We start from the raw sequence: 12,614 nt of genomic DNA, 5'->3' as shown, positions 1-12,614 counted from the left end.
CAAGCCGCAAAGCTGCCCTCGGGCAGCTTTTTTGCGTCTTGGCTGACAGGGCCGGCCGCGGGGCGTGGGTAGGTTCGACTGCGGAGGCCCGAGATTTCGCGCCTTGCTTTTCAACCGCCTTCAGGAGACCCGTCATGAAGCAACTTACCGCGCTGATCGCCGTCGCTTTCGCACTCGCCATCCCGCTGGGTGGCTGCAACACCGTCAGGGGTGCCGGCCAGGACATCCAGAAGGGCGGTGAAAAGATGGAAGACGCCGCCAAGAAGCGCCAGTAGGCACCCGAGCCTCAAACGCCCCGCCCCGCCCCTCGCCGAACAGCGAGGAGCGGGGCGTTTTGTCGTGCGGGGCAGCCGGGACTCGTCGCCTCAGGGCAATAAACCCATCGCACATGACGATGGCAGACCCGTCAAAACCCTGGGAAAATGGCAAACTCATCGCCAGACGCGATGCCCAAAGCCCCATGAGCACTTCCGAACGCAATTTCGCCCGGCGCATCGACCTCACGTCGCTGCAGCTGTTCGTGGCCGTTTGCGAGCTCGGCAGCATCGGGCGGGCGGCGGAACGCGAATTCATTGCCGCTTCGGCCATCAGCAAGCGGCTGTCGGACCTGGAAAGCACCCTGGGCACCACCCTCCTCTACCGCCATGCGCGCGGCGTCGATCTGTCCCCCGCGGGCGAAAGCCTGCTGCACCATGCGCGCTCGGTGCTCTACAGCCTCGAGAAGATGCAGGGCGAGCTCAGCGAATACGCAGAGGGCGTGCGCGGCCATGTGCGCGTGCATGCCAACATCTCGGCCATCGTGCAGTTTCTTCCCGAGGACCTCGGCGCCTTCACGCGCGAGCACGACGCGATCAAGATCGACCTCGAGGAGCATCTGAGCAACGAAGTGGTGCGCGCGGTCCAGGAAGGCGCGGCCGACCTCGGCATCTGCCACATTCCCGACGGCACGAACGAGTTGCAGACGCTGCCCTACCGCCACGACCGGCTCGTGCTGATCGCGCCCGCCGGGCACCCGCTGGCCACGCAGGGGCCGATCGACTTCGCCGCCTCGCTCGATTTCGACCACGTCGGCCTGCACACCAACAGCTCGATCTACGTGGCCATGCACCAGGCCGCGCTCGAGGCGGGCCGCAGCGTCAAGCTGCGCATCCACGTGACCGGCCTCGACGCCATGTGCCGCATGATCGACAACGGGCTGGGCATCGGCGTGATGCCGCAACGCGCCTTCGAACTGCTGCAGGCGGGCATCGGCAGTCGCCTCTGCAGCGTGGCGCTGAACGACGCCTGGTCCAGGCGCGAGATCCGCCTGGTGGCGCGCGACTTCTCCACCCTGCCGGTGGCCGCGCGCACGCTGGTCAACCATCTGCACACGCCGACGGCCACCCACGATGCCGCCGAGCCGCTCGCCGCATAGAACACAAGACAATTCACCTCCCCACGAAAGACAAGAGACCGACATGGCACGCACGCTCTACGACAAGATCTGGGACGAACACGTCGTCCACACCGAGGAAGACGGCACCGCGATCCTCTACATCGACCGCCACCTGGTGCACGAAGTCACCAGCCCGCAGGCCTTCGAGGGCCTGCGCGTCGCCGGCCGCAAGCTGTGGCGCATCAGCTCGGTCGTGGCCACGGCCGACCACAACACGCCGACCACGGGCTGGGAGCGCGGCTATGAAGGCATTGCCGACCCCACCAGCAAGGAGCAGGTCACCACGCTCGACAAGAACATCGCGGAATTCGGCGCTGCCGCGTTCTTTCCGTTCCTGAGCAAGCGCCAGGGCATCGTGCACGTGATCGGGCCCGAATCGGGCGCCACGCTGCCGGGCATGACGGTGGTCTGCGGCGACTCGCACACCTCCACGCACGGCGCCTTCGGCGCACTGGCGCACGGCATCGGCACCAGCGAGGTCGAGCACGTGATGGCCACGCAGACGCTGCTGGGCAAGAAGGCGAAGAACATGCTGGTGAAGGTCGAGGGCAAGCTGCCTTTCGGCTGCACCGCCAAGGACATCGTGCTCGCGATCATCGGCAAGATCGGCACCGCCGGCGGCACGGGCTACACGATCGAATTCGCGGGCTCGGCCATCCGCGACCTGAGCATGGAAGGCCGCATGACGGTCTGCAACATGGCCATCGAGGCCGGTGCGCGTGCGGGGCTGGTGGCGGTCGACGAAAAGACCATCAGCTATGTGAAGGGCCGCCCGCTCGCGCCCACGGGCGTGGAGTGGGACCTGGCCGTGGCCTACTGGCGCACGCTGCAGTCCGACCCCGGTGCGAAGTTCGACGCCGTGGTCGAACTCGACGCCACGCAGATCCAGCCGCAAGTGACCTGGGGCACTTCGCCCGAGATGGTGGTCGACATCAATGGCCGCGTACCCGATCCCGAGAAGGAAAAGGACCCCAGCAAGCGCGGCGCCATCGAGCGCGCGCTGGTCTACATGGGCCTGGAGCCGAACAAGGCGATGAACGACATCTTCGTCGACAAGGTGTTCATCGGCTCGTGCACCAACAGCCGCATCGAGGACATGCGCGAAGCCGCCGCCGTGGTGAAGAAGCTCGGCCAGAAGGTGGCCAAGAACGTCAAGCTCGCGATGGTGGTGCCCGGTTCGGGCGTGGTGAAGGAACAGGCCGAGCGCGAGGGGCTCGACCTGATCTTCAAGGCCGCAGGCTTCGAATGGCGCGAGCCCGGCTGCTCGATGTGCCTGGCCATGAACGCCGACCGCCTGGAGCCCGGCGAGCGCTGCGCCTCCACCAGCAACCGCAACTTCGAAGGCCGCCAGGGCGCCGGGGGCCGCACCCACCTCGTGAGCCCGGCCATGGCCGCCGCTGCCGCGGTGCACGGCCACTTTGTCGACGTCCGTACGTTCGCCTGAACACAGAGAGATTCACATGCAGAAATTCACCGTGCACAAGGGCCTCGTGGCCCCCATGGACCGCGAGAACGTCGACACCGACGCGATCATTCCGAAGCAGTTCCTCAAGTCGATCCGCAAGACCGGCTTCGGCCAGAACCTGTTCGACGAATGGCGCTACCTCGACGCCGGCTTTCCGGGCCAGGACCCGGAAAGCCGCAAGCCGAACCCCGACTTCGTGCTGAACCAGCCACGCTACGCCGGCGCCTCGATCCTGCTGGCGCGCAAGAACTTCGGCTGCGGCTCGTCGCGCGAGCACGCGCCGTGGGCGCTCGACCAGTACGGCTTCCGCGCGATCATCGCGCCGAGCTATGCCGACATCTTCTTCAACAACAGCTTCAAGAACGGCCTGCTGCCGATCGTGCTGCCCGAGGCGCAGGTGGCGCAGCTGTTCGACGAGACCTTCGCCTTCCCCGGCTACACGCTGACCATCGACCTGGAGCGCCAGGTGGTCGTGAAGCCCGATGGCGGCGAGTTCGCGTTCGACGTGCAGGCCTTCCGCAAGTACTGCCTGATCAACGGGCTGGACGACATCGGCCTGACGCTGCGCCACAAGGACAAGATCAAGGCCTTCGAGGCCGAGCGGCTGGCCCAGAAGCCCTGGCTCGCGCACACGATGATTGCCTGACCAGCCTCCGCATTCCCGTATTCAAACCTCAGACCACATCATGAAAATCGCAGTTCTCCCGGGTGACGGCATCGGCACCGAAATCGTGGCCGAAGCCATCAGGGTGCTCGACGCGCTCGACCTCTCGTTCGAAATGGAGTCGGCGCTGGTCGGCGGCGCGGCCTACGAGGCGCACGGCCATCCGCTGCCCGAAGCCACGCTCAAGCTCGCGAAGGAAGCCGACGCGGTGCTGTTCGGCGCGGTCGGCGACTGGAAGTACGACAAGCTCGAGCGCTCGCTGCGCCCGGAGCAGGCCATTCTCGGCCTGCGCAAGAACCTCGGCCTGTTCGCGAACTTCCGCCCGGCCATCTGCTACGAGCAGCTGGTGGGTGCCTCGAGCCTCAAGCCCGAGCTGATTTCGGGCCTGGACATCCTCATCATCCGCGAGCTGACCGGAGACATCTACTTCGGCCAGCCGCGCGGCCGCCGCACGGCCGTCGACGGGCATTTTCCGGGTGCCGAAGAGGCGTTCGACACCATGCGCTATTCGCGCCCCGAGGTCGAGCGCATCGCCCGCGTCGCCTTCGAGGCCGCACGCAAGCGCAGCAAGCGCGTGACCAGCGTGGACAAGGCCAACGTGCTGGAGACCTTCCAGTTCTGGAAGGACATCGTGACCGAGGTGCACAAGGACTATCCGGACATCGAGCTCGACCACATGTACGTCGACAACGCGGCCATGCAGCTGGTGAAGGCGCCCAAGAAGTTCGACGTGATCGTCACCGGCAACATGTTCGGCGACATCCTCTCGGACGAGGCCGCCATGCTCACCGGTTCCATCGGCATGCTGCCCTCTGCGTCGCTCAATTCGAGCAACCAGGGCCTGTACGAGCCCAGCCACGGCAGCGCGCCCGACATTGCCGGCAAAGGGGTTGCCAATCCATTGGCTACAATACTGTCCGCTGCCATGATGCTCCGTTTTTCATTGAACCAAGCCGAAGCTGCCGACCGGATCGAGTCGGCGGTCAAGCACGTGCTCGCTTCCGGCCTGCGCACCGGTGACATCTGGTCAGAAGGCACGAAGCGCGTCGGCACCCGCGAAATGGGCGACGCGGTTGTTGCAGCAATCACCAAAAAGACGATTACCGGCTAACCGCAGCCCGCTTCGTCACGCCCCTCCCCGGCTCGACGAGTCGGGGGCAAGAAAAGACAACTTCTTTCTTTATTAAAAGGGCAAAACTGAAATGGCGAACGCATCTCAACCTCTGGTCGGCCTCGTGGGCTGGCGCGGCATGGTCGGCTCGGTTCTGATGGACCGCATGCAGGCCGAAGGCGACTTCGGGCTCATCGAGCCGGTCTTCTTCTCGACCTCCAACGCCGGCGGCAAGGCCCCGGCCATGGCCAAGAACGAGACCGCGCTCAAGGATGCGAACGACATCGAAGCGCTGAAGAAGTGCGACATCGTCATCACCTGCCAGGGCGGCGACTACACCAGCGACGTGTTCCCCAAGCTGCGCGCCGCCGGCTGGAGCGGCCACTGGATCGACGCCGCCTCCACGCTGCGCATGAACGATGACGCGGTCATCGTGCTCGACCCCGTCAACCTGCCGGTGATCCAGAACGCGCTCGCCAAGGGCGGCAAGAACTGGATCGGCGGCAATTGCACCGTCAGCTGCATGCTGATGGGCGTGGGTGCCCTCTACAAGGCGGGCCTGGTCGAGTGGATGACCAGCATGACCTACCAGGCGGCTTCGGGCGGCGGCGCGCAGCACATGCGCGAGTTGCTGACCCAGTTCGGCACGCTCAACGCCGAGGTGCGCGCGCTGCTGGACGACCCCAAGTCGGCCATCCTCGAGATCGACCGCAAGGTGCTGCACAGGCAGCAGAATCTCAGCGCCTCCGAAACCGCCAACTTCGGCGCACCGCTGGGCGGCTCGCTGATCCCCTGGATCGACAAGGATCTGGGCGACGGCATGTCCAAGGAAGAATGGAAGGCCGGCGCGGAAACCAACAAGATCCTCGGCCAGGGCGCAGGCTTCGGCACTGCCGCCGTGCCGGTCGACGGCTTCTGCGTGCGCATCGGCGCCATGCGCTGCCACAGCCAGGCGCTGACCTTCAAGCTCAGGAAGGACGTGCCCGTGGCCGACATCGAAGCGCTGATCGCCGCGGACAACCCCTGGGCCAGCGTCGTGCCGAACACCCGTGAAGCGACCCTGAAGGACCTGACGCCGGTGGCGGTGACGGGCACCATGAACATCCCGGTCGGCCGCATCCGCAAGCTGGCGATGGGCCCCGAGTACGTCGGCGCCTTCACCATCGGCGACCAGCTGCTGTGGGGTGCGGCCGAACCGCTGCGCCGCATGCTGCGCATCCTCCTCGAGGCTTGATGGGGGCGCGCAGGCTCTCCACGGACCAGGAGTGTTGCCATTTGGCAACACAGAATGTGTGCGTAAGTATGCGCGCACTGGGTAGAACGGGCGCACCGCCTTGTCAGTACCCGGTGATGATGCTAACGTCCTCTTACAAATTCTGGGCCTGAGCCGCCCCTATCAGCATGACAAGACATCTGTTGCCCGCGGCCCGCCCATCGGCCGCTCGCCCCTCCCTGCCCTTGAACGGTCTTCGCCTCTCCGTTCTGGGCACGGCCGTTGCCGTGGTCCTGGGTATTGCAAGCGCTGACGCCAGCGCCTTCGCGCTGGGACAGTTGAAGGTGCAATCGGCCCTGGGCGAACCGCTTCGCGCTGAAATCGACGTGACCGAAATGGCCGCCGCCGAAGCGGAAAGCCTGAAGATCAACGTTGCCAGCGCCGACGCCTTCAAGAACGCGGGCGTTCCGTACAACGCCGCGCTGAGCGACGTCAAGGCAACGCTGCAGCGCCGCGCCGGTGGCCAGTATGTCGTCCGGCTGACCGGCAGCCGTCCGCTCAACGATCCCTTCGTCGACCTGCTGCTCGAAGCCAATGGTTCTTCGGGCCGCATGGTGCGCGACTACACCGTGCTGCTCGATCCGCCGGCAACCCGCCAGGCGGCGCCGAGCGCGCCCATCGCGCCCGCCACGCCCCAGGTGAGCACGCCGCCGGCGGAGCGTCCGGGCGCCGCTGCGGCCCGCGCACGCCGCGAGCGCGCACCCGTCGCACCGGCCATCGCTCCCGCAGCACCGGCAGCACCCGCCGCTGCCGCGCCGCAGGCGCCCAGCGCCGCTGCGCCGGCTCGCCCGGCCGGTGGCGGCGAACAGGTCACGGTCCAGCGCGGCGATACCGCCAGCAAGATCGCCGGGGCCCACAAGCCCGCCGACATCTCGCTCGACCAGATGCTGGTGGCGCTCCTGCTTGCCAATCCCGATGCGTTCATTGGCGGCAACGTCAATCGCATGAAGGCCGGCGCCGTGCTCGATCTGCCGAGCGCCGCCGAAGCCGGCGCCATTCTGCCGTCGGAAGCGCGGCGCACCATCACGGCGCAAAGCCGCGACTTCGGCGCCTACCGCCAGCGCCTTGCCGAGAATGCACCCACGTCGAACGTGGCCGCCGCCGGCCGCAAGGCTTCGGGCAAGCTGCAGGCCAACGTCGAGGATCGCAATGCCGCGGCAAGCGCCCCCGACAAGCTGACGATCTCGCAGGGCAGCGCAACCGCCCGTGCCGCCGAAGAAAAGGTTGCGCAAACCCGCCAGGCGCAGGACAGCAACAACCGAGTTGCCGAGCTCTCGAAGAACATCAACGAGCTGGCCAAGCTCAAGGCAGCCACCGGTTCGGCGGCGCCAGCCGCTGGCTCGGCGGCACCCGCCCCGGCAGCCCCCGGCATTCCGGTTCCCAATCCGGGCGCGGCCGCCACCACGGCGCCGGCCGCTCCGGCGCCTGCAGCCGCCGCGCCCGCCCCGGCTGCTGCTCCCGCCACGGCGCCCGTCGTCCCCGCCACAACGCCCGCCGCCACTTCGGCACCAGCAGCGGCGGCTCCCGCGCCTGCTGCAACGGTACCAGCAGCCGCTCCAGCCGCCGAGCCGACGCCTGCTGCATCGTCCGAACTTGCGCCGGCCGCTCCCGCTGCGGCGGCAAGTGCCGCGGCCGCCGCGCCGGCACCGGCGCCCAAGCCGGTCGTCAAGGCAGCTCCTCCGCCGCCCCCGGTGGAGCGCGGGTTCTTCGAAGAGCTGATGGACAACCCGCTGATGCTCGGCGGCGCAGCGCTGATCGCCTTGCTGGTCGGCTTCCTGCTTTACCGTGTTCTGGGCCGCCGCCGCGAAGAAATGAGCGAAAGCGTGTTCCTCGAAAGCCGCATCCCGAAAGACTCGTTCTTCGGCGCCAGCGGCGGCGAATCGGTCGACACCAAGCACCGCGGGGACTCCACCGTGTCGTCGCTGTCGTACTCGCCGAGCCAGCTCGACGCGGGCGATGTCGACCCCGTGGCCGAGGCGGACGTGTACCTCGCCTATGGCCGCGACCTGCAGGCCGAGGAAATCCTCCGCGAGGCCCTGCGCGTGAATCCGGACCGCACGGCCATCCACCTCAAGCTGCTCGAGATCCATGCCAAGCGCCGCGACGTCCGGGCCTATGAAGGCCTTGCGACCGAAGTGCACAAGCTGACCAACGGCAACGGCGCCGACTGGAACCGCGTCGCCGAAATGGGCAAGGACCTCGACCCAGGCAATCCGCTGTATGAGTCGGGCGCCCCCCGAGGCGTGACCCAGGCCGAGAGCGCCGCCTTTGCGGGCGCCCTCGCCACGGCAGCGGCCAAACCCGCGCCGGCCCCTGTGCCGGCGCCCGCCCCCGTTGTGGCGGCCGCGCCAGCCTTCGTGCCCTCGGTCGCGCCGCTGGACTTCGATCTGGACCTGAGCCAGCCGCCGGCACCGGCGCCTGCTCCGGCCCCGGTGAGTGCCAGCCTGCCGAAGACGGCGTATGCGCCGGCCGCCAGCAGCCCACCGCTGTCCAACGGCCATGCGCACGCGCCCACGGCACCGGCCGATCTGGAAAACGACTTCGACACCGCCCCCGGAGCGCTGTCCCCGATCACCCGTCCCGGCGCGCTGGGCGAAGCCGATGCCAACACCCGTCCGGCCGGGCTGCGCGGCAATTTGCCCGCGGACTCGGGCTTCATCGAATTCGACATGAGTGCGCTGGCCGGTCTTCCCGCCCGCCCGGTGGCCGGTACCACCGAGGCAGCGAGGCCCGCCGCGGCCACACAGGACGACGATGGCGACGAAAGCCCCCATGCGGTCAAGCTGTCGCTGGCGCGCGAGCTGCAAGCCATCGGCGACGTCGAAGGCGCCCGCTCGCTGGTCGAGGAAGTCGAGGCTGAAAGCGCTGGCGACCTCAAGTCGCAGGCGAGGCAATTGCTCGCCGAGCTGCGCTGATCGGCACTTTCCCCCGTTTCTGAATTCGTGAGGCTGGCGCTAGGCATCCGCTACAACGGCCAGGCATACGAGGGCTGGCAAAGCCAGCGCTCGGGCCGCACGGTGCAGGACAAGCTGGAAGCCGCCCTCGCCAAGTTCGCGGCGCAGCCCATCGGCACGCTGTGCGCCGGCCGCACCGACGCCGGCGTGCATGCGCTGATGCAGGTGGTGCACTTCGACACCGCCGTCGAACGCGAGCCCTTCTCCTGGATGCGCGGCACCAACCGCTTCCTGCCCGACGACATCGCCGTGCAGTGGGCGCAGCCGGTGCCCGACGAATTCCATTGCCGCGCCAGCGCATTGGCGCGGCGCTACCTCTACGTGCTGTCGCAGTCGCCCGTGCGGCCCAGCCTCGACTCGGGCCGGGTCGGCTGGTCGATGCATGCGCTCGACGGCGATGCGATGCGCGCCGCCGCCGCCCTGCTGGTGGGCAGGCACGACTTCAGTTCCTTTCGCGCCTCGGCCTGCCAGGCGCGCTCGCCGGTCAAGGACCTGCGCCGCATCGAAATCACGCGCCACGGCAGTGAGGACCGCTGCCGCTGGCATTTCGAGTTCGAGGCCGATGCCTTCCTGCACCACATGATCCGCAACCTGATGGGCTGCCTCGTGCGCATCGGCCGCGGCGACGAACGTCCCGAATGGATCGCCGAGGTGCTCGAGGCGCGCAGCCGCAAGGTGGCGGCACCCACCTTCTCGGCGGACGGGCTGTATTTTCTCGGGCCGTTGTACGACGCCAAGTGGGGTCTGCCGGCCGAGGCGACGCTGCAGGCCGGCGGCGCTCCTTATGATGGGCCGCCATGACTGTCGCTCCCCGCACCCGCATCAAGATCTGCGGCCTCACGCGTGAGGCCGACGTGGATGCCGCGGTCGAGGCCGGTGCCGATGCCGTCGGCTTCGTGCTCTATGCGAAAAGCCCCCGCGCCGTCACGGCCGAACGCGCCGCCCAGCTGGCCGCGCGCCTGCCTCCTTTCGTGACGCCGGTGCTGCTGTTCGTCAACGAGGGTGCTCTCGAAGTCATAGCATCGCTCGCACGCGTGAAGGGGTCCATCGCGCAGTTTCACGGCGAAGAAACGCCCGAACAGTGCGAGGAAGCCACCGGCCCGGACCGCTTCCGCTACATGCGCGCGGCCCGTATTCCGCTGGGCGCCGCCGGAGCCGGCTTCGACCTCGTAAAATACGCGTCCGATTACTCCCACGCCCAGGCCATCCTGCTCGACGCCCATGTCGAAGGTTATGGCGGTGGCGGCAAGGCATTCGATTGGTCACTTCTTCCACCCGCCGTCGACGCTCACCTCGTCTTGAGTGGTGGGCTCACACCTGCAAACGTGAGCGATGGCATTCGCATCCTGCGGACGCGCTGCAAGACGCTGTCCGTTGATGTGAGCTCGGGCGTCGAAATCGACGGTCCCGGGAACAAGGGCCTGAAGGACGCCGGAAAGATCCGGCAATTCGTCGCAGCAGTCAGAGCTGCCGACGCGTCCTTCTCCAGTTAGCTGCCGCACCCGATCGTGATTTCGGGCTGCGGCCCAACGATCGAGAACCATGCAAAGCCATATCCAGGATTACCAGCAACCCGACGCCACCGGCCACTTCGGCAACTACGGCGGCACCTTCGCGAGCGAAACGCTCACCCACGCGATCAACGAGCTGCGCGACGCGTACGCGAAGTACAAGGACGACCCGGCGTTCCTCGCCGAGTTCCACTACGAGCTGAAGCACTTCGTCGGCCGGCCCTCGCCGGTCTACCATGCCGCGCGCACCAGCCGCGAGATGGGCGGCGCCCAGATCTACCTGAAGCGCGAGGACCTCAACCACACCGGCGCGCACAAGATCAACAACGTGATCGGCCAGGCGATGCTCGCGCGCCGCATGGGCAAGCCCCGCGTGATCGCCGAAACCGGCGCCGGCCAGCATGGCGTGGCCACCGCCACCATCTGCGCGCGCTACGGCCTCGAATGCGTGGTCTACATGGGCAGCCAGGACGTGAAGCGCCAGAGCCCCAACGTCTACCGCATGAACCTGCTGGGCGCCACCGTGGTGCCGGTGGAGTCGGGCAGCAAGACGCTGAAGGACGCGCTCAACGAGGCGATGCGCGACTGGGTCACGAACGTGGAGAACACCTTCTATATCATCGGCACCGTGGCCGGCCCGCACCCCTACCCGACCATGGTGCGCGACTTCCAGAGCGTGATCGGCACCGAGTGCATCGACCAGATGCCCGCCATGCTCGCGGCCCAGGGCATCACCGGCGAGGCCGAAGGCAGGCAGCCCGATGTGGTGGTGGCCTGCGTGGGCGGCGGCAGCAACGCGATGGGCATCTTCCATCCCTACATTCCGTTCGCCAGCACCCGACTCATCGGCGTGGAGGCTGCGGGCGAAGGGCTCGACAGCGGCAAGCACTCGGCGTCGATCCTGCGCGGCAGCCCGGGCGTGCTGCACGGCAACCGCACCTACCTGCTGCAGAACGAGGACGGCCAGGTGACCGAAACGCACAGCATCAGCGCCGGCCTCGACTATCCGGGCGTGGGCCCCGAGCACGCGTACCTGGCCGACATCGGCCGCGCCGAGTACGTCGGCATCACCGACACCGAGGCGCTCGAAGCCTTTCACTACCTGTGTCGCACCGAAGGCATCATTCCGGCCCTCGAATCGAGCCACGCCGTGGCCTATGCCATGAAACTCGCGAAGACCATGCGGCCGGACCAGTCGATCCTGGTGAACCTCTCGGGGCGCGGCGACAAGGACATCGGCACCGTGGCCGACCTGTCGGGCGTCGACTTCTACGACCGGCCCTCGATGCGCGGCCTGAGCGTGAAGGGAGGCAAGTGATGAGCCGCATTGCCGCTACCTTCAAGACACTCCAGTCGCAAGGCCGCCGCGCCCTGATTCCCTACGTCACGGCCGGCTTCCCCTTTGCCGACATCACGCCCGAGCTGATGCACGGCATGGTCGAGGCGGGTGCCGACGTGATCGAGCTCGGCGTGCCGTTTTCCGACCCGATGGCCGATGGCCCGGTGATCCAGAAGGCCGGCGAGGCGGCGCTGGCCCTGGGCGTCGGCATGAAGCAGGTGCTCGCCATGGTGGCCGCCTTCCGCCAGAAGGACCCGACCACGCCCGTGGTGCTGATGGGCTATGCGAATCCGGTCGAGCGCTACGACCTCGTGCACGGCAAGAAGGCCTTCATCCGCGATGCGTCGGCCGCAGGCGTCGACGGCCTCCTGGTGGTCGACTACCCGCCGGAGGAGTGCGAGGACTTCGCAGCCGATCTCAAGGCCGCAGGCATCGACCTGATCTTCCTCTTGGCCCCCACCAGCACCAGCGAGCGCATGGCCCAGGTCGCGCGCATCGCGAGCGGCTATGTCTACTACGTGTCGCTCAAGGGCGTGACGGGCGCCGGCCACCTCGACACCGAAGCGGTCGGCCGGATGATCCCGCGCATCCGCGAGCACGTGAGCATTCCGGTGGGCGTGGGCTTCGGCATCCGCGACGCGCGCACGGCCCAGGCCGTGGGTTCGGCCGCCGACGCGGTCGTGATCGGCACCAGGATCATCCAGCTGATCGACGGACAGCCACGCGAAAAGGTGGTGCCTGCGGTGCGCGAATTCCTCGCCGGCATCCGCGAAGCGCTCGATGCCCTGCCGGCGGCTACCCCCAAGAACGCGGCTGGCCGATAATCGCCGTTGCCCTCACCCCCCAGCCCCTCTGCCGCATT

The 12,614-nt window shown here is 67.6% G+C and carries 11 protein-coding genes; all 11 read left to right on the top strand.

Annotated elements, in window-relative coordinates; genetic code table 11:
• Nucleotides 1-134: 134 nt before the first annotated feature.
• Nucleotides 135-275, top strand: a complete 141-nt coding sequence (locus tag VAPA_RS07495) for an entericidin A/B family lipoprotein (RefSeq protein ID WP_021006165.1) — start codon at nt 135-137, stop codon at nt 273-275.
• Nucleotides 276-460: 185 nt separating this feature from the next.
• Nucleotides 461-1,414, top strand: a complete 954-nt coding sequence (locus VAPA_RS07490; RefSeq protein ID WP_021006164.1) for a LysR family transcriptional regulator — start codon at nt 461-463, stop codon at nt 1,412-1,414.
• A gap of 43 nt (nt 1,415-1,457) precedes the next feature.
• Entirely contained in the window at nt 1,458-2,879 is a 1,422-nt protein-coding gene (gene leuC / locus VAPA_RS07485; RefSeq protein WP_021006163.1) for a 3-isopropylmalate dehydratase large subunit, read from the top strand.
• Nucleotides 2,880-2,895: 16 nt separating this feature from the next.
• Nucleotides 2,896-3,546 (top strand): 3-isopropylmalate dehydratase small subunit, encoded by a 651-nt coding sequence (gene leuD / locus VAPA_RS07480; protein WP_021006162.1) that lies wholly within the window; start codon nt 2,896-2,898, stop codon nt 3,544-3,546.
• 40 nt (nt 3,547-3,586) lie between these two features.
• Nucleotides 3,587-4,675, top strand: a complete 1,089-nt coding sequence (gene leuB / locus VAPA_RS07475) for a 3-isopropylmalate dehydrogenase (protein WP_021006161.1) — start codon at nt 3,587-3,589, stop codon at nt 4,673-4,675.
• A gap of 91 nt (nt 4,676-4,766) precedes the next feature.
• Complete coding sequence (gene asd, locus VAPA_RS07470; RefSeq protein WP_021006160.1) at nt 4,767-5,909, top strand: aspartate-semialdehyde dehydrogenase; 1,143 nt, start codon at nt 4,767-4,769, stop codon at nt 5,907-5,909.
• Between the two features lie 167 nt (nt 5,910-6,076).
• A complete protein-coding gene (locus tag VAPA_RS07465; protein WP_041946037.1) occupies nt 6,077-8,863 on the top strand; it encodes a FimV/HubP family polar landmark protein in 2,787 nt (928 codons plus the stop codon).
• 27 nt (nt 8,864-8,890) lie between these two features.
• Complete coding sequence (gene truA / locus VAPA_RS07460; RefSeq protein WP_021006158.1) at nt 8,891-9,703, top strand: tRNA pseudouridine(38-40) synthase TruA; 813 nt, start codon at nt 8,891-8,893, stop codon at nt 9,701-9,703.
• Nucleotides 9,700-10,395 (top strand): phosphoribosylanthranilate isomerase, encoded by a 696-nt coding sequence (locus VAPA_RS07455; RefSeq protein WP_021006157.1) that lies wholly within the window; start codon nt 9,700-9,702, stop codon nt 10,393-10,395. The genes truA and VAPA_RS07455 overlap by 4 nt, the downstream gene beginning before the upstream one ends.
• A 61-nt stretch (nt 10,396-10,456) precedes the next feature.
• Complete coding sequence (trpB, locus tag VAPA_RS07450) at nt 10,457-11,731, top strand: tryptophan synthase subunit beta (RefSeq protein ID WP_196232565.1); 1,275 nt, start codon at nt 10,457-10,459, stop codon at nt 11,729-11,731.
• A complete protein-coding gene (gene trpA, locus VAPA_RS07445; RefSeq protein ID WP_021006155.1) occupies nt 11,731-12,576 on the top strand; it encodes a tryptophan synthase subunit alpha in 846 nt (281 codons plus the stop codon). Before trpB ends, trpA begins: the two co-directional genes overlap by 1 nt.
• The last annotated feature ends 38 nt before the right edge of the window (nt 12,577-12,614 follow it).

Source organism: Variovorax paradoxus B4, from assembly GCF_000463015.1.
GTDB classification, from domain to species: Bacteria; Pseudomonadota; Gammaproteobacteria; order Burkholderiales; family Burkholderiaceae_C; genus Variovorax; species Variovorax paradoxus_E.
The sequence above is the reverse complement of the archived record's forward strand: the minus strand, read 5'-3'. Positions and strand labels throughout refer to the sequence as shown.

Coding starts and splice junctions, on each gene's coding strand:
- VAPA_RS07495 (WP_021006165.1), top strand. CDS start 135: ATGAAGCAACTTACCGCGCTGATCGCCGTCGCTTTCGCACTCGCCATC.
- VAPA_RS07490 (WP_021006164.1), top strand. CDS start 461: ATGAGCACTTCCGAACGCAATTTCGCCCGGCGCATCGACCTCACGTCG.
- leuC (WP_021006163.1), top strand. CDS start 1,458: ATGGCACGCACGCTCTACGACAAGATCTGGGACGAACACGTCGTCCAC.
- leuD (WP_021006162.1), top strand. CDS start 2,896: ATGCAGAAATTCACCGTGCACAAGGGCCTCGTGGCCCCCATGGACCGC.
- leuB (WP_021006161.1), top strand. CDS start 3,587: ATGAAAATCGCAGTTCTCCCGGGTGACGGCATCGGCACCGAAATCGTG.
- asd (WP_021006160.1), top strand. CDS start 4,767: ATGGCGAACGCATCTCAACCTCTGGTCGGCCTCGTGGGCTGGCGCGGC.
- VAPA_RS07465 (WP_041946037.1), top strand. CDS start 6,077: ATGACAAGACATCTGTTGCCCGCGGCCCGCCCATCGGCCGCTCGCCCC.
- VAPA_RS07455 (WP_021006157.1), top strand. CDS start 9,700: ATGACTGTCGCTCCCCGCACCCGCATCAAGATCTGCGGCCTCACGCGT.
- trpA (WP_021006155.1), top strand. CDS start 11,731: ATGAGCCGCATTGCCGCTACCTTCAAGACACTCCAGTCGCAAGGCCGC.